Source organism: Acidobacteriota bacterium (assembly GCA_016703965.1).
Lineage (GTDB): Bacteria > Acidobacteriota > Blastocatellia > Pyrinomonadales > Pyrinomonadaceae > OLB17.
The window spans coordinates 427142-443549 of record JADJBB010000002.1 but is presented as its reverse complement, the minus strand read 5'-3'; the positions used below and the strand labels follow the sequence as shown (position 1 = coordinate 443549).

The following is a 16408-nucleotide window of genomic DNA, read 5'->3' as shown; positions in this document are numbered from 1 at the left end:
CTCTGCAACTTATTATCTAAAATTTTGTGCGAACGTAGCCACCATATTAGCGGCCTGCGGCATCGTCTCGATTGCCTTCAGCACCTGCGGATCGGCCTCGAGCAGAACCTGAACGCCGGCTTCGGTGGAATAGTTGGCGGTCGCAAGTTCCTCGCGGAGGCGACGGCGGGCGTATTCCGCTTGGCCGAGAATATTTTCAGCGGTCAAACCGTTATCTTTGTTGGCGGCCGCAAATGATCTGAAAGACTCAAATACCCGGTCGCTGACCGAGAATTCGTTGGGCTGAAGCGTGGCTTTGAAGCTTTGCTTTTCAACTTTGAAATTCTCGAACCCTGAGATCTTTCCGGATACGAGCTGCCGTACAAAAAAGAATGCTGCTTCATTGATGCGTCCGCGGATCGGACTGAATTTCTGGCCGTCGGCGACAATATCGGGCTCGATCCCGCGGCCGCCGTAGAGCACCCTTCCATTAGCCGTCGTCACCGGGCTGCCGGTTGGTTTCGGCTTCACGTCAAGGTCGGCATTCTCCGGCAGTTCATCCCCGTGCGTGTAGTAATCGTAGATCGAACCGTTGGAGTAATCCCTCTGCAGCGAACGGCCGAACGGAGTATAGTAGCGTGCCGTAGTAAGTGTCAGCCCGGTGCCGTAAGGCAGCCTGAAGACTCGCTGTACGAGGCCTTTACCAAAGCTGTCACTGCCGACGACCAGTCCTCGTGCATAATCCTGGATCGCTCCGGCAACTATCTCTGAGGCCGACGCCGAACCGCCGTTTATCATTACAACCAGAGGGAAGTTCTCATTGCCCCCGCTGGTCGAACGCAGTTCGCGAGCGTCCTGCCCGTTTGCACCCTTGACCGAGACCACGACCTGTCCGCCCGGAACAAACTTCCTGACAACAGCAACCGCCTGTTCCAAAATACCACCCGGATTACCTCGAAGATCGAGGATCAGGCTCTTCATTCCCTGCTTCTTGAGATCGCCGATCGCCATCGACAATTCCTCAGCAGTTGTCTGTTGGAAACCCCCGGTCAATCCCACATAGCCTATCGATTCCGGCAGCATAAAGACGTTTCGGACCGACGGCAGGGGAACACCGCCGCGCACGATCTCAAAATCAAGCGGGCTTGCATTTCCAACTCTATCGATCTGAACTTTTACCATCGTTCCGCGTTCACCGCGGACGTTTTTCGAAACCTCGGCGCTCGTCCATTCCTTCGCATCTTTGCCGCCAACAGTTAGGAAACGGTCGCCGTAGCGGAGCCCTGCTTTATCCGCCGGCGTATTCGGGATAACCGACTGCACGTAGACGCCGTCGCGATGCTGTAGGATCGAAACGCCGATGCCATAAAACTGCGAGGCCTGATCTTCAGTAAGTTTGCGATATTCCTCAGCCGTAAAGTACGAAGAGTGCGGATCGAGCGTCCAGAGCATGCCTTGGATAGAGCTGTCGTTCAGCTTCTCGAAATCGACCTTGCCGGCGTATTCACTTTCGACGAGACGAGCGGCCTCGCGGTAGTCCGCAAGGAGAGTTTCCTTAGTTACTGTTCCCTCAGCCGACGAACGTGAAGGCATTCTGCCAAAGAGCCCGCCGAGTAATGCTCCGATAACTATCAGGATGATCGCAAAAAAAGTAAATCTTTTATTCATAGAAAGCTCGTCGACTCTTATCAATATAGCATAGACGCTATGGTGCCGGGGATTGGTTTGCTTCCCAATGTTATGAGGTGAAATTTACTTTTAAACGGCAAAAACTTACCATTAAATCTTTGTGAAATGAAACCTGATACCTCAATAGTCATTCCCGCTTACAATGAGAGCGAACGCCTCGGGTCGCCGCTGAACACTATTCTCAACTTCGTCGCGGCCAACAACATTAATGCTGAGGTCATAGTCGTCGACGACGGCTCGTCCGACGATACTGCCAAAGTCGCGGAAAGTACTTTTGAAGCCGTACCGTCCGTCTCCACTACCGTCATTAGATACGAAAAGAACCGGGGCAAAGGTTTCGCTGTAAAGACCGGCCTGTTAGCGGCAAAAGCGGATATCGCTCTATTTTCCGACGCCGACCTCTCAACGCCGATCGAGGAAATGTCGAAACTCATCGACCCGATCCGCAAGGGCGAATTTGACGTCGCGTTCGGCTCCAGAGCTATCGATCGTACGCTTATCGGCACGCACCAGCCGTGGCGTCGTGAACAAGGCGGCCGCGTGATGAATCTCATCATAAAAACGATGTCGGGGCTGAAATTCTACGACACACAGTGCGGTTTCAAGGCGTTCAACATGGTGAAATTCCGCCCGCTGCTCGATGTGATGCAGATCGACCGGTTCGGCTTCGACGTCGAATTTCTCTTCGTCGCAAATTACCACAAGCTCCGTCTAGCCGAGATCCCTGTCCGCTGGAACGACGTTGCCGGATCAAAGGTCAGCGTCCTTCGCGACACCCGCCGAATGATCAGCGAACTGAATCAGATCCGGCGGAACGCGAAGAATGGAACGTACGATCTAAAAGGATAGGTGACAAAATGACCGCTAAACTTAACGTCAATATCGATCATGTCGCAACGGTTCGTGAGGCTCGCAAGACTATTGAGCCAAGCGTAGTCGCGGCTGCAGTTATCTGTGAACAGGCTGGTGCCGACGGCATCACGGTTCACCTTAGAAGCGATCGACGGCATATCCAGGATCGCGATATTGAGCTGCTCCGAGACGTCGTCACGACATATTTGAATGTCGAAATGGCCGCGACCGACGAGATGGTCGCGATCGCCGCGAGGATCTTGCCGGATGCCGTTTCGCTCGTGCCAGAAAGCCCGAACGAGATCACGACGGAGGGCGGTTTGGACGTGGTAGGGAATTTTAAGAATGTGCGGTTAGCGTGCGAAGAACTGAAATCGGCCGGTATATTTGTCAGTATGTTTATTGATCCGGACACTGACCAGATCGATGCCGCAAAAGTAGCGGGTGCCCAGCAGATCGAACTCTGCACAGCAGAATATGCCGAGCTAACCCTTTCATCACGCTCCGCTCACGGAACCGGCCACCAAAAAGCCGCAGCGGAATTGATCCGGATAAAAAAAGCCGCACACCACGCCGTCGACCTTGGATTGATCGTCGCCGCCGGGCACGGCCTCACAACTAGGAACGTCGGTGCCCTTGCCGCGATCCCCGAGATCACCGAATTCAACATAGGCCATCACATCATCTCGCGTGCCGTATTTGTCGGATTAGATCAGGCAGTAAAAGAGATGATCGACGCCATTTCATAGCAACGGGTTCTTGCTCGTCCGCAGCACACAAGTTAGAACTACGACGACACCAAACCCTTCTCCAACAATTTATGACCTACATCAAAATGTTCCTCGCCGTAACGTTATTTGTTGCTGCACAAAATACATCTTCGTCCGCCCAGACCCCTGTCTCGCCGAGCAGCGCTGAAAAGATCGACGAATTCTCGTTCCTGGCGGATGCTTGGACCGACAAATGCAAATCCGGAAACTGCGTCAACGGCAAAGGCAAGATGATTTACGGCAGCGGTGACACTTACGATGGCGAATTCGTTAACGGTCAACGACATGGTATGGGTACATATCGGACCAAAGATGGCCAGGTATATGTTGGGCAATTTGCCAAGGGCAGCTACAACGGCAGAGGTAAGATCACATTTGCAAACGGCGAAACTTACGACGGCGAATGGCTAAACAACGAGCGCACTGGCGAAGGAAGAGCCACCTACAAAGACGGTGCAAATTACGAAGGTGTTTGGCTCGCGAACAAGTGGCATGGCTTAGGACGCTGCGCCTATTCAAATGGTGACGTTTACTACGGCAACTGGGTCAACGGAGTCAGAGATGGTAAGGCAACATATTATTTTAAGAACGGCAATTACTACATTGGATTCTGGAAAAACGATCTACAGCATGGAGAAGGGAGATTTGTTGATAAACAAACCGACCAAACTATAACCGGAATATGGAAAGACGGTGTTGCTCCCTATGCACTGACACCAAAGCCAACTCCAGCCACAACCGCCGGTCAGATGACATTCGAGGGTGGAGCAAAATTTGATGAGCCAGTCGAGCAGGCCAAGCCAATTAACTCAACCACGACTAATTGTATTTCCGGCAGTTGTTTAAATGGCATCGGCAAATACCTCTTCCCCAACGGCCTTGTTTACGAAGGCTCTTTTGTAAACGGAAAAGCAAGCGGCAAAGGCAAAGCAACCTACCAGGACGGCTCGACGTATGTCGGCGATTTCGTTAACGGCAAAATGGAAGGCAGAGGCATCTTTTTATATGCCAACGGAAACACATACAATGGCGGTTGGCTGGGCAATGTTAAATCGGGACAAGGAACTCAAACGCTAAAACAGAGCGACGAGCTTTATGTCGGACAGTTTGCCAACGACAAACGGAACGGCAAGGGCAAAGCTACGTATAAAAATGGCGACATCTACGACGGCGATTGGGTGAACGGTCTCCGCGAAGGTCAGGCGACGTACACGTTCCCGAACGGCAGCTATTACATCGGCGGTTTCCTCAAGGATAAACAGCACGGCACCGGCAAACAATTTAACAAGCTGACCGGCATCACGATCGAAGGGATCTGGACAGACGGGAAATTCGTCAACGCTGCCGCCACAACTAAAGTAACTCAGGCTAATTCGGAATCCAAACTTCCCGTGGACGCGATTGCAACGCAATTACGCGAGACGCTGAACGGCAAATACGATTATATGGACCGAAAGCCGCTCACGTACATTGTGACCAATAAAAAGACGAACGAAGTTCTGCGATACCAGATCGAATTCATCAATGACGGCGGCAAGTTAGAGTTCCGTTGGAAAGAAAGCACCAGGAAAGAACAGTCCGAAAAACTCGTCATCACTGACGAATCTCTGAGATCGGCGAGTACATACGTCAACTTCTTCTCCACCAAAACAGTGATCGCAGCAGACAAAGAGATTTCGTTTATCCTTAGCCAAAAGCTTCACAAAGAGCTGAAAGACAAAGAGGAAATAAGCCTTGATCTAGGAAGCGGCCTGAAACGCTATACCTTCCTTATGAGCCTATCGGCTTCGAGCGGAACCTACACTGACAAAAGGATAAAGGTGATTCACCTGCAAGGCTCCGACGGAGTATCCAAAATACAAATCCTAGACGATCCGATCTGTCCGCTCATCATCAAGATCGAAACGACCGAGTATACGTTAGCTCTCGTTTGAGGCTGATAAATGCCCGACGCCTTTGCCGCAGACAAAGGCGTCGTCAAGTTGTCGGCCGACCATGTAGTCGATCCTATTTCGCCGGAGCACCGGTCACGGTAAATTTCATATCCTGCGACGTTTGCGAGAGCTTACGGTCGTTTGCGTTAAAGGCCTCGACTTTTGCAGTATAGTTCCCCGGCGTCAAAGGTTTATCGAGGGTGATAGACGTGCCATCGACACGCTTGTTTATATGATCAAAATCTGTCTCAGCCCCACTGGAGCTGTCGGCGTGGATGCTGTATTTGTAGTACGCCGCATCGGGATAGGCATCCCATTTGACCTCGATTCCTGCGGCTGCAACCTTTGAACCGGCCTTCGGGCTTATCAACTTCACATCATTCTTAAAGAGGTGCGTGTCCGGAGCAAAGTAGGTCTTACCGTCCTCGATATTGTATTTTGCTGCCGAGATAATGCCCGCCGTCGCAAAGACATAATATGGCGTCTCAAAAACCTGAACGGTCAATCCTTCATATGTTCCCGGTGTAACGTCCTTAATCAAGTATTCACCCGAATCATCGGTCTTGGTGGTAAATGTTTCGCCACCGCAGCCATTCATATACTGGCTAAACGTCTTGCAAAGTTTTACCTGAACGCCGGCCGCGGGCTTGTCATTGAAGAATGCCTTGCCCTGAACGTTCGCTTTACCGGAAGCCGGCTTTTCCTTTTCGACGCCCGTGCCTGACGGGATAGTTCCGTCTTTGTTAGGTTGGACGGCCACTTTATTCGCCGGCGCCGGTCCGGCGACGTTATCAACCCGATCCCCCTTAGACCCGCACCCGCCCGCCATCAACGACCCCAACACAACCGCCACACACGTTAACTTAAATACTATTGACATAAATCGTTTGCTCCCTGAAACTAAAAAGATAGGCGAATAAACCGTCTCGCCAGTAATTCTAAGAATTATAGGTTTGAACGGACGCGACGCAAAAGTCTTGCACCCACCCGACAACTGTTCGAAGGAATTGCTACATTTATAAAAAGAAGCAATTCCTTTACTTCATATCTTCGGGAACCACCATAGGGAAGTTGACGATGGACACGCCGGAGCTTGCGTAGCCGCCTTCTTCAGGCACGATTTCTACAAAGACATCGTTCAGCTTATCGTAATCGGATTTTGTGGTGCGAACGGCGTACCAGTGTTTCAGCATCGGTCTATCAAGGCCATCACTTCCCCATTTTCGCCATTGTTCGGCTTTCTTAAATTTTACCTCTTGGGGAACACCGAAAGCATCAGTCATCTTGTTGATAATTTCGTCGAAGGCTGATTGGTCATAGTAGTCCCGTGCCTCCTTCACCATTTTGGACCTCAATAATGGCCTATCATTCTTAATGAGAGCGTCAACGATCAAATCACTAAGCTCGCGCGCTTTCTTTCGATCAAACACATAGTTCTCTGTAGGAGTCCCACTAGGTTCGGCAGGGGCTCACGGTCGGAGATGTGGGCTGTACGGAGGTAACAGGAATTCCTCCGCAAGTAAAAGCTGATATGAGCATCGATATAAGAAGCGTAATTTTCATGGTGTTGGCGGGTCCCTTTTCTTTGGTGGTGCTTCGACGTGGGCGGCGGTGTTCCAGGCGCCGATGGCGCCGGTTTCGCCGGAGCAGAAGTTTGGGACCATGTAGCCGACGATAATCTTTTTATGGCCGCGTAGCGGACGAACGACTTTAGCCGTGGACGTTTGTCCACGAAACGCCGTCAAAAATGATCCTCGTCGCGTAGCGACGATTGAATCAATCAAATATATACCGCTCATCGTAATCAATACCGTTCAATTTCAACATCGCAACATATTCATCCTCGAACGATTGTTGTTCATGATGTTTGCGTTGGTTCTTAATATATTCAACCACATCCGGCACGCTCGATTTGCTCACGCTGAATATGCCATAACCAACTTGCCACTCAAACGAACGCATCTCAGGAAATGTCTCGTGTATCCATCTCGACGATTCGCCCTTTAACCACTGAACGATCTGGCTCGGAGAAAATTTTGGCCTTGCCATTATTAAAACGTGAATATGGTTCTCGATGCCGCCGACTTGAATGGCGATTAACTCGTGATTCCGCGCGATCCCGCCAATATATGCCCAGACGCGGACCTCGATATCTTGGCTAATCAGATCTTTTCGCCCCTTCGTCGAAAAAGCGATGTGGTAGAACAAATTTGAATATGTGTTCGCCATCGCTATTCAATCGTCGCAACGCGACGATGACGTGTTTGACACGTTCTCCGTGGACAAACGTCCACGGCTAAATTCGATCTGTCGCTATGCGACGCACTAAGAATTTTGGGTTTACTGTGCGAAAAGGATACTCGATTAGAGCACGCTTTTCAAAGCCTGGCCGGTAAAGGACTTTTTGACTTTGGCAACCTCTTCCGGTGTGCCGGTCGCGACGATTTTACCACCGCCGGAGCCGCCCTCGGGGCCGAGGTCGATTATGTAGTCGGCTGATTTTATGACGTCGAGGTTGTGTTCGATGACGATGACGGTGTTGCCGGTGTCGACGAGTTTTTGCAGGACCTCGAGCAGTTTGTGAACGTCTGCGAAATGCAGCCCGGTCGTCGGTTCATCGAGAATATAGATCGTCTTGCCGGTGGCACGTTTGCTTAGCTCTTTCGCTAATTTAATGCGTTGAGCTTCGCCGCCGGAGAGAGTGGTGGACGACTGGCCGACCTTGATATAGCCGAGGCCAACGTCGAGCAAAGTTTGCAGCTTTTGCTGGATCGATGGAATGTTTTCGAGCAACGGCAGAGCGTCTTCGATCGTTGTGTCGAGAAGGTCGGCGATCGAGAGGCCTTTAAACCTCACCGCGAGTGTTTCGCGGTTGTAGCGATGGCCGCGGCAGACGTCGCAGGTGACGTAGACGTCGGGCAGGAAATTCATCTCGATCCGCTTCAGCCCGCCGCCTTCGCACGCCTCGCAGCGGCCGCCTTTGACGTTGAACGAGAAGCGTCCGGCTTTGTAACCACGCGTTCGTGATTCCGGCAGCATCGCATAAAGCTCACGCAGCGGTGTGAACAACCCCGTAAACGTCGCCGGATTAGAACGCGGCGTTCGGCCGATGGGTTTTTGGTCGATCTCGATGATCTTGTCGACGAGATCGAGGCCTTCGATGCTGTCGTGTTCGAGCGGCTCGACAGCCGATTTGTAGACGTGTTTGTAGAGCGCGGGATAGAGAATTTCCTCAACGAGCGTCGACTTGCCTGAGCCGGAGACTCCGGTCACAACCGTCAAAAGCCCGAGTGGAAATTCCGCATCGATATTCTTCAAATTATAGGCCCGCGCACCTTTTACCTTGATCCGCTTGCCGTTCGGTATGCGGCGAACTTCCGGCACCTCGATGCTGATCTCGCCACTAAGATATTTCCCGGTCAGCGAATCCTTCGACTTTTCGATATCTTTCGGCTTGCCGCTAGCGACAACCTCGCCGCCGTGCGTTCCGGCAAGCGGGCCGAGATCCACTACCCAATCTGCCTGCTCGATGGTTTCGGCATCGTGTTCGACGACGAGGACCGTGTTCCCCAGATCGCGCAGCATGTGCAAGGTCTCAAGCAGACGCTGATTGTCGCGCGGATGCAGCCCGATGCTCGGTTCATCAAGTACATAAAGCACGCCGCGAAGCTGCGACCCGATCTGCGTCGCCAGCCGAATTCTTTGCCCTTCGCCACCCGAAAGCGTCGCCGACGAGCGGCTCAGCGTCAAATAACCGAGTCCAACTTTGTCGAGAAAATGTATGCGGTCCTTGATCTCTTTCAGCACAAGCCCGGCGATCTTTTCGTCTCGCGGGCTTAGCTTGATCGCGTCAAATTTCTTCGCAGATTCTGAGATCGGAAACTCGGTATATTCCGCAATGCCGAGCCCGTTGACCTTGACCGCCAGGCTCTCCGGCTGGAGCCTTGAGCCGTGACATTTCGGGCACGGGATCGGTGCGATCAGCTCCTCGAGAGCGGCTTTTATCTTTTCCGAAGGCGGATTTTCGATCCGCTCGCTCATCGCCCGCATCGCTCCCAGCCAGTCGCGTTCGAATTTGTAGTCGCCGTGCCGAAAGGTCAGCCGTTTCTTCGTTCCGTTAAAAAACGCGTCACGGATCGCCTGCGGCAGATCGTTAAAATTGACCTTCAAGGCATCGCTTTCGCCGCCCGCAAGCAGATCTTTCACCTTCTTGAGAGTCTTTCGCGGCTTCTGATTCCCGGTCGGCGGCTCGAGCGGATCACCGGTCGTAAACCTTTCGATGATCGCGACCAAAGCCGATTTGAGAAACGCAGCTCCCGATTTGTCGATGCCGCTCAGAAAATCGACCTTCCCTGCCGGAACGTCGCCGTCCGGAACGATCTTTTTCGCCTCGATCTCAAGCACCGTCCCGATCCCTTGACAGCGCTTACACGCACCGAATGCGGAGTTGAACGAGAACGACCGCGGCTCCAGCGGAGCGATGTTTATGCCGCAATTGATGCACGCCATCTTTTCGGAATACATCTTCTCTTCGCCGTCGATGATCGAAACGACGACCGCACCGCCGGTGAGTTTGAGAGCAGTTTTGACCGATTCGGCAAGGCGTTCGCGAACGCCGTCCTTCATCAGAAGGCGATCGACGACGACCTCGATCGTATGATTTTTGCGTTTGTCGAGAATGATCTCTTCGTCGAGTTGCCGGATCTCGCCGTCGATCCGGGCTCTTAAGAATCCGTCTTTATGAAGCTTTTCGAGTTCTTTTTTGAATTCGCCTTTGCGGCCGCGAACAAGCGGAGCAAGAATCATCACGCGTTCGCCTTCGGGCAGTTCGGCCACACCGGCTATGATCTGATCGACCGACTGCCGCGTGATCGGTTCCCCGCACTGATGACAATGCGGCTGGCCGATAGATGAGAAAAGCAGTCGAAGAAAATCGTATATCTCCGTCACCGTTCCAACCGTCGAGCGTGGCGAACGCGAAACCGTCTTCTGCTCGATCGAGATTGCGGGCGACAATCCCTCGACCGAATCTACATCGGGCTTTTCAAGCTGATCGAGAAATTGCCGTGCGTACGCCGAAAGCGATTCGACATAACGACGCTGCCCCTCGGCATAGATCGTGTCGAACGCGAGGCTCGATTTGCCCGAGCCGCTCAATCCCGTGATCACAACAAACTGATCACGCGGAATGTCAACGTCGATGTTTTTAAGATTATGCTGCCGCGCCCCGCGGACCGTGATCTGTTTAATGCCCATTACAGAGTAAAATCCCGCCAATAGTCGAAACTACTATTTTAACAGAAAGCTACCAAGAGACAAATCTTGTTGCAAGGATGCAACTGCGTAAGGTTAAAATAAAGAAGGCGGGAGCAAAATTTTAGAGCAGTTCAAAAACGGCAAACAACGAAACTACCGAAATAACTATCCACAAAATAACACCCTCAAGCAGTGCCATATATCCGCATTTTTTCAACGTCTCCCGCGATAGGCTGACGCCAATAAAAAAGAGAGTCACTGTCAGCCCCGCCTTTGCCAAATTTACTAGAGCATCGTAAATGCTCGGCAAAATGCTGCTTGGCGCGTACGAGCGAAAGGCCGTCGCGAGCAGAAAAAGAAAGATAAACCAGGGGATCGCGATCTTTGTCTTTTTTTCGGAGCCCCGTTCGCGGTAGATGTAGGCAAAAAGCAGTGCGACCGGTGCGATCCATAAGGCTCGGGCGAGTTTGACTGTCGTCGCAACTGCCAGCGCCTCAGGGCCATAGGTGGCCGACGCCCCGACGACCGAGCTTGTGTCATGGATCGCGATCGCCGACCAGATCCCGAACTGATGCTGTGTCAGGTTGAGCAAATGCCCGATCACCGGAAAGAGAAATAACGCCACCGAATTGAGCACAAAAACCGTGCCCATTGAAACAGTTATCTCGTCCTTCTCAGCATCGATGGCCGGAGCAACGGCCGCGATGGCACTGCCGCCGCAGATCGCAGTGCCGGATGAGATCAGCGTTGAGGTTTTGCTCGCAACGCCGAGCATTCTGCCGACAAAATAGCCGAGGATAAGCGTCCCGAAGATCGTTGCGATAGTAAACAAAATGCCATCTTTGCCCGCCTTGTAAACGGAAGTCAGATTCATTCCGAATCCGAGAAAGACGACCGATCCCTGTAGCAAATATTTCGTGACCTTTCCCTCTACCTCAGGAAACGGGTTGCCAATAGTAAACGCCAAAATCAGCCCCAAAGCCAAAGCGATAGGAGGCGAGCCCCACGGCGAGAGGCAAAATAGAACAAGGAGGATAAATAGGGCTTTTTGCCACATAGCCAAAATGACTGGAGCGCAAGCGTCCCGCTTGCCAACACCGCAGCTTCTGCGGTGTTACGGCCCGACGTTTCTGCGAGCTGAATTGATCTGAGGCTCTGTGCGGCCTGCGACCGCTGGCAAGCAGGACGCTTGCGCTCCATTCATCTCAAAATTCCAAAAACCTTCTTCAACAGAGCCGTGGTTCTGCCGATCGGGTTTTCGCGGATCTTCCGCTCTTCATCTGCAACTAACAAAAACGACCCGTCGAGTGCTTTTTGCGTGACGTAACCATCGAGGTCGGTCGCGTCTTTACCGAGCAATTGAGCCGCAAAACCAGCCTTTCCAACCATTGCCTTGTACTTCTGCGTGACACCGGTTTTCTCTGTGAATTCCTCAACTATCGGCCGGAATTTCCCGCGCAAAGTCTCCTCGCTTGACCTTCTAAAAAACTGCGTCGCCGCATCCTTCTGCCCGCTGAACAAGATCTGCCGGGCATCATCGAACGACATCCATTTGATCGCGTCAATAAAAACGTCGATCGCGACCGGAACTGCCTTCTCAGCCGCGTTATTCATCGACGCTACGAAAGCATCGACCGACCTTCCCTGCCCCGCGACACGAAGACCCTTTTCAAGCTTTTGCAGCGATTTCGGAAGCGGGATCTTAACCCGCGGGTTGAGCAAAAAGCCATTCGGCTTTCCCAGCGAGTTGACCGCCGAGCTCACGCCTTTTCCGAGTGCTTCTTTTAGGCCTGCCGCGATGTCATTGTCGGAGACATTTTTCGTGCTCTGAGCCAATAACCCCGTTGAAAGCATCGTGAGAAAAAAGAGAGCTTTGATAAACTTAAACATAGATTCGTTATTCGACGTTTAGCATCCTTTTTTCCGACAACCGGCCACCGACCACTACTTAGCCTTTCCCTGACTTGCGACCGCGTCCTGGGCTGCCTTTATTGCTTCGGCGTCACCGAGATAGTAGCTCTTTATCGGCTTTAGATTTTTGTCGAGTTCGTAAACTAGCGGGATGCCGGTCGGGATATTCACGCCAACGATCTCATTGTCAGGGATGTTATCAAGGAACTTGACCAGCGACCTGAGACTGTTGCCGTGAGCAGCAATGATCAGACGTTTGCCGGCTTTGATCTTCGGGGCGATCTCGCTTTCCCAGTAGGGAACGACGCGGGCAACCGTATCTTTCAGACATTCGGTCTTGGGGAAATTAGCGATGCCGGCGTATCTTGGATCGTTTCCAAGATAGCGTTCATCAGTTTCTTCCATCACCGGCGGCGGGACATCGTAGCTTCGGCGCCAGATCAATACCTGTTCGTCGCCATATTGAGCCGCCGTTTCCGCCTTGTTCATTCCCTGCAGCCCGCCGTAGTGCCGCTCGTTGAGCAGCCATGATTTTGTCACCGGCAGCCACATCCGATCGAGCTCGTCCAAAGTTATCCACAAAGTACGGATCGCTCGCTTAAGCACCGACGTATACGCCTCATCAAACTCAAAACCCTCCGCCTTCAACAACTTACCTGCAGCATGCGCCTCTTCCACGCCCTTTTCCGAGAGGTCAACGTCCTTCCAGCCCGTGAACCGGTTTTCCTTATTCCATTGACTCTCGCCGTGGCGAATTAGAACTAGTTTGTACATATTTGGAACGCCGGCAGCCTGCCGGCAATAGCCTAATTATCAATCATTTCCTTCGCTTCTCCAACCAGGTAAAGCGAACCCGTGACCAATATCAACGCATCATCATCTGTCACCTCGATCGCCTTCGCGATCGCATCCTTCACGTTTTGGGTAATAACGATTCGAGTTCTCCCAAATTTCGCTGACATTGTCCGAACGATCTCATCCGGCTCGATCGATCGTGAATTTTCCGGCTTGGTCAAGATCAGTGTATTAGCCTTCGGAAACAATATTTCCCCGATTTCACCGATCTCCTTGTCCCTCATCGCCGCGAAGATCATCGTGATCGGCTGAGTGACGAACTCATCGAGATATTCACGCAAAGCCTTTGCTCCGGCGATATTGTGAGCACCGTCAAACAGGAATCTACCGACATATTCGAGGCGTCCGGGATGACGGGCGTTTTCAATTCCGCGATCTATATTTTTCGGCGTGATCGAAAACTCGTTTTGTAATATTTCCGCTAGAAGGATGGCGATCTTCGCGTTTTCAAGCTGGTGGTGACCGATCAGGCCAAGTTTTTCGACTTTGTATTGAGCTTTTTCGGTCTCAAACGTCGTCCGCCCGCTCACGCAGGCGGTTCTGACCAGGTCTGCCGGCTTCGCCGGCAGACTCAACTGTAAGAGCCGATCGGCGATCACAATTCTTGCTTCGTTTCGCTGTATTCCAACTACAACTTGAGAGCCGGAGTGAATTATCGCCGCCTTCTCGGCAGCTATCTCTTCGATCGTCTCACCCAGATATTCCTGGTGATCGAGATCAATGGGTGTGATCGCCGCAATTTCTGCCTTCGTGGCTGTTGTCGCGTCATATCGACCGCCAAGTCCGGTTTCTAATATCGCGAGTTCAACTTTCGCATCGGCGAACGCTTGGAGAGCCATCGCCGTGACCTGTTCGAAATATGTTGGAACTCTCCCGAGTTTGCCGTCCTTGACCAGCGATTCCGAAGTTTTACGAACAAGGGTTGCGAGCCGGGCGAATTCTTCTTCGCTGACGTCTTTTCCGCCGATCTTGATGCGTTCGGTAATGGAAACAAGATGCGGCGAGGTATAGAGCCCGGTCGGAATTCCGACCTCGAAACATATCGAATCGAGAAATGCGCAGACTGAACCTTTCCCGTTTGTTCCCGCGACCTGTACTTTTAGGTAATTATTCTGAGGATTCCCGAGAGCATCGAGCAGTGTGCGGATATTCTCGAGCCCAAGCTTCATCGTCTCGACTTCGTTGCCGAGCGAGAGAAGATACGATTCGGACTCGCGGAAATTCACTTTGGTACGGGAGATCTATGCCGCGATCTGCTTGTTCATCATAAAATCAAGCATGCGGATTATGGTTTCTTTCATTTCACGACGATCGACGACCATATCGACCATGCCGTGTTCGAGCAGGAATTCGCTACGTTGAAAACCTTTTGGGAGTTTTTGGCGGATCGTTTGTTCGATGACGCGTGGGCCCGCGAATCCGATAAGGGCTTTCGGCTCGGCCAGAATAACATCGCCCAGCATCGCAAAACTCGCGGTCACGCCGCCAGTCGTCGGGTCGGTTAAGACCGAAATGAACGGCAATCTCGCGTCGTGCAGACGCTGTAACGCCGCCGAGATCTTGCCCATCTGCATCAGGCTTAGCGTGCCTTCCTGCATTCTAGCTCCGCCGGAGGCAGAGAAGATAATGACGGCGCCGCGTTCGTCGACCGCACGCTCGATCAGCCGCGTGATCTTCTCGCCGACCGCCGAACCCATCGAACCGCCGATGAACGACATATCCATCGCCCCGGCAAATGTCAGATGCCCGCCGGCCATCCCTTTGCCCGAAACGATCGCCTCGGGCAACCCAGAAACTTCTTTCGCCTGCTGGATACGATCGACGTACCGTTTTGAATCGGTAAATTCGAGTGGGTCGCCCGAGGTCACTTCTTCGTCGAGCTTTTCATAACGGCCGTCATCAAACAGATCACGCAGGCGTTCGACCGCCGTGTACCGGAAATGATAACCACAATGCGTACAGACCTCGTGCGAATCTGCGAGTTCGCGTTTATACAGAGCGTTGTCGCAGTCAGGACATTTTACAAAAATGCCCTCGGTGCGGACGGTTTGCTCCTCGTCGTGCTCCTGCTCCTCGATCTTCGGTTTGTCTCTGCGAAACCAGGACATAGATTTAATATTGCGGTCAGTTAATCGAAATTTAAGACTAACATACGACGCAGCATCTTGTCAGAACCGTCTGCAGGTCCGGGTCAGAACCGCCTGCGTGAGCGGGCGGAACGCGACTCGGCCTGTCTTCAACGTAAAGCCTCGTCGCGACGTTCGAGATAAGGCCCGATAAACCCTCCCGATCGCGTCCTCACCGCCCGCTTACGCAGGCGGTTCTGACAGTATCTTCTGCATCTCGCCGTGTATCAGACCGTTCGAAACGAGCATCGGCGGCGAATAGACGCTGAATTTCGAGCCATCATAACCGCTGACCTGCCCACCGGCTTCTTCGATCAAAAGCACGCCAGCCGCCATGTCCCACGCGTTCAGCCCTTCTTCCCACATTCCGTCGAAACGCCCGCACGCCACATACGCCAGATCGATCGCCGCCGAGCCGTCACGCCGGACTCCGCGAGCTTTTAATAAAAACTCGGTCAAATGCCGCGCAAAATTCTCGCGGCTCTTAAAATTGTATGGAAAGCCCGTGACCAGCAAAGCCTCGCTCAACTTCTCGGTCTGCGAAACACGGATCGGCTTGTTATTGAGCGACGCACCGCGGCCGCGTTCGGCGGCGAATAATTCGTTTCGCGTCGGGTCAAATGTCACGCCGATGACGATCTCGCCGTCGTGTTCGAGAGCGAGCGTGACCGCAAAACACGGATAGCCGTGAGCGTAATTCGTCGTGCCATCGAGCGGGTCGATGATCCATTTCCAGGTATTTTCGCCGCCGATAATGACGGCATTTCCCGATTCCTCAGCGAGGATCGAGTGTTTTGGGTGATGGGATTTGATGCGTTCGATGATGAGAGCCTCGCTGGCGATGTCGGCCTCAGTGACGAGGTCGATGTCGCCTTTTTTCGAGATCGCGACGCGGCCAAATTTTTCTAGTAATAGCTGTCCGGCTTCGCGGGCTGTTTCGATGGCAAAATTGAGCATGGATTTAAATTTTCGACCCAAAGCCGCAAAGATGCAAAGTCAGAACCGCGTGAGTAAGGGGGCAGAACGAACTAAACGT

14 protein-coding genes are annotated in these 16408 nt (G+C 52.5%); 3 read left to right on the top strand and 11 right to left on the bottom strand.

Features of this window, described 5'->3' with window-relative positions; all coding sequences use genetic code 11:
* Positions 1-12 precede the first annotated feature (12 nt).
* Positions 13-1647: a S41 family peptidase gene (locus IPG22_02115; GenBank protein MBK6587103.1), complete on the bottom strand. Its 1635-nt coding sequence runs from the start codon at positions 1645-1647 to the stop codon at positions 13-15.
* Positions 1648-1773: 126 nt separating this feature from the next.
* Between IPG22_02115 and IPG22_02110 the strand changes: the two genes are divergently transcribed.
* From IPG22_02110 to IPG22_02100, 3 genes are all read left to right on the top strand, one after another.
* Entirely contained in the window at positions 1774-2517 is a 744-nt protein-coding gene (locus tag IPG22_02110; GenBank protein MBK6587102.1) for a glycosyltransferase family 2 protein, read from the top strand.
* 8 nt (positions 2518-2525) lie between these two features.
* Entirely contained in the window at positions 2526-3269 is a 744-nt protein-coding gene (locus IPG22_02105) for a pyridoxine 5'-phosphate synthase (protein ID MBK6587101.1), read from the top strand.
* 71 nt (positions 3270-3340) lie between these two features.
* The gene (locus tag IPG22_02100; GenBank protein ID MBK6587100.1) at positions 3341-5224 is read left to right on the top strand and encodes a hypothetical protein; all 1884 of its coding nucleotides are present in this window, start codon (positions 3341-3343) and stop codon (positions 5222-5224) included.
* A gap of 73 nt (positions 5225-5297) precedes the next feature.
* On the opposite strand, the gene IPG22_02095 is transcribed toward IPG22_02100, so the two are convergent.
* The 10 genes from IPG22_02095 to IPG22_02050 form a co-directional block, all read right to left on the bottom strand.
* The gene (locus IPG22_02095; protein ID MBK6587099.1) at positions 5298-6104 is read right to left on the bottom strand and encodes a carboxypeptidase regulatory-like domain-containing protein; all 807 of its coding nucleotides are present in this window, start codon (positions 6102-6104) and stop codon (positions 5298-5300) included.
* Positions 6105-6261: 157 nt separating this feature from the next.
* The gene (locus IPG22_02090; GenBank protein MBK6587098.1) at positions 6262-6654 is read right to left on the bottom strand and encodes a hypothetical protein; all 393 of its coding nucleotides are present in this window, start codon (positions 6652-6654) and stop codon (positions 6262-6264) included.
* 346 nt (positions 6655-7000) lie between these two features.
* Positions 7001-7453 (bottom strand): IS200/IS605 family transposase, encoded by a 453-nt coding sequence (gene tnpA / locus IPG22_02085; GenBank protein ID MBK6587097.1) that lies wholly within the window; start codon positions 7451-7453, stop codon positions 7001-7003.
* 135 nt (positions 7454-7588) lie between these two features.
* Complete coding sequence (uvrA, locus tag IPG22_02080) at positions 7589-10480, bottom strand: excinuclease ABC subunit UvrA (protein ID MBK6587096.1); 2892 nt, start codon at positions 10478-10480, stop codon at positions 7589-7591.
* A 121-nt stretch (positions 10481-10601) separates the two neighbouring features.
* On the bottom strand, positions 10602-11537 hold the full coding sequence (locus tag IPG22_02075) for a putative sulfate exporter family transporter (protein MBK6587095.1): 936 nt from the start codon (positions 11535-11537) through the stop codon (positions 10602-10604).
* 143 nt (positions 11538-11680) lie between these two features.
* On the bottom strand, positions 11681-12370 hold the full coding sequence (locus IPG22_02070; GenBank protein ID MBK6587094.1) for a DUF4197 domain-containing protein: 690 nt from the start codon (positions 12368-12370) through the stop codon (positions 11681-11683).
* Between the two features lie 54 nt (positions 12371-12424).
* On the bottom strand, positions 12425-13165 hold the full coding sequence (gpmA, locus tag IPG22_02065) for a 2,3-diphosphoglycerate-dependent phosphoglycerate mutase (protein ID MBK6587093.1): 741 nt from the start codon (positions 13163-13165) through the stop codon (positions 12425-12427).
* A 32-nt stretch (positions 13166-13197) separates the two neighbouring features.
* The gene (locus tag IPG22_02060) at positions 13198-14472 is read right to left on the bottom strand and encodes a bifunctional folylpolyglutamate synthase/dihydrofolate synthase (protein MBK6587092.1); all 1275 of its coding nucleotides are present in this window, start codon (positions 14470-14472) and stop codon (positions 13198-13200) included.
* Positions 14473-14487: 15 nt separating this feature from the next.
* On the bottom strand, positions 14488-15354 hold the full coding sequence (locus tag IPG22_02055; protein ID MBK6587091.1) for an acetyl-CoA carboxylase carboxyltransferase subunit beta: 867 nt from the start codon (positions 15352-15354) through the stop codon (positions 14488-14490).
* 201 nt (positions 15355-15555) lie between these two features.
* The gene (locus tag IPG22_02050; protein ID MBK6587090.1) at positions 15556-16329 is read right to left on the bottom strand and encodes an inositol monophosphatase; all 774 of its coding nucleotides are present in this window, start codon (positions 16327-16329) and stop codon (positions 15556-15558) included.
* Between the last annotated feature and the right edge of the window lie 79 nt (positions 16330-16408).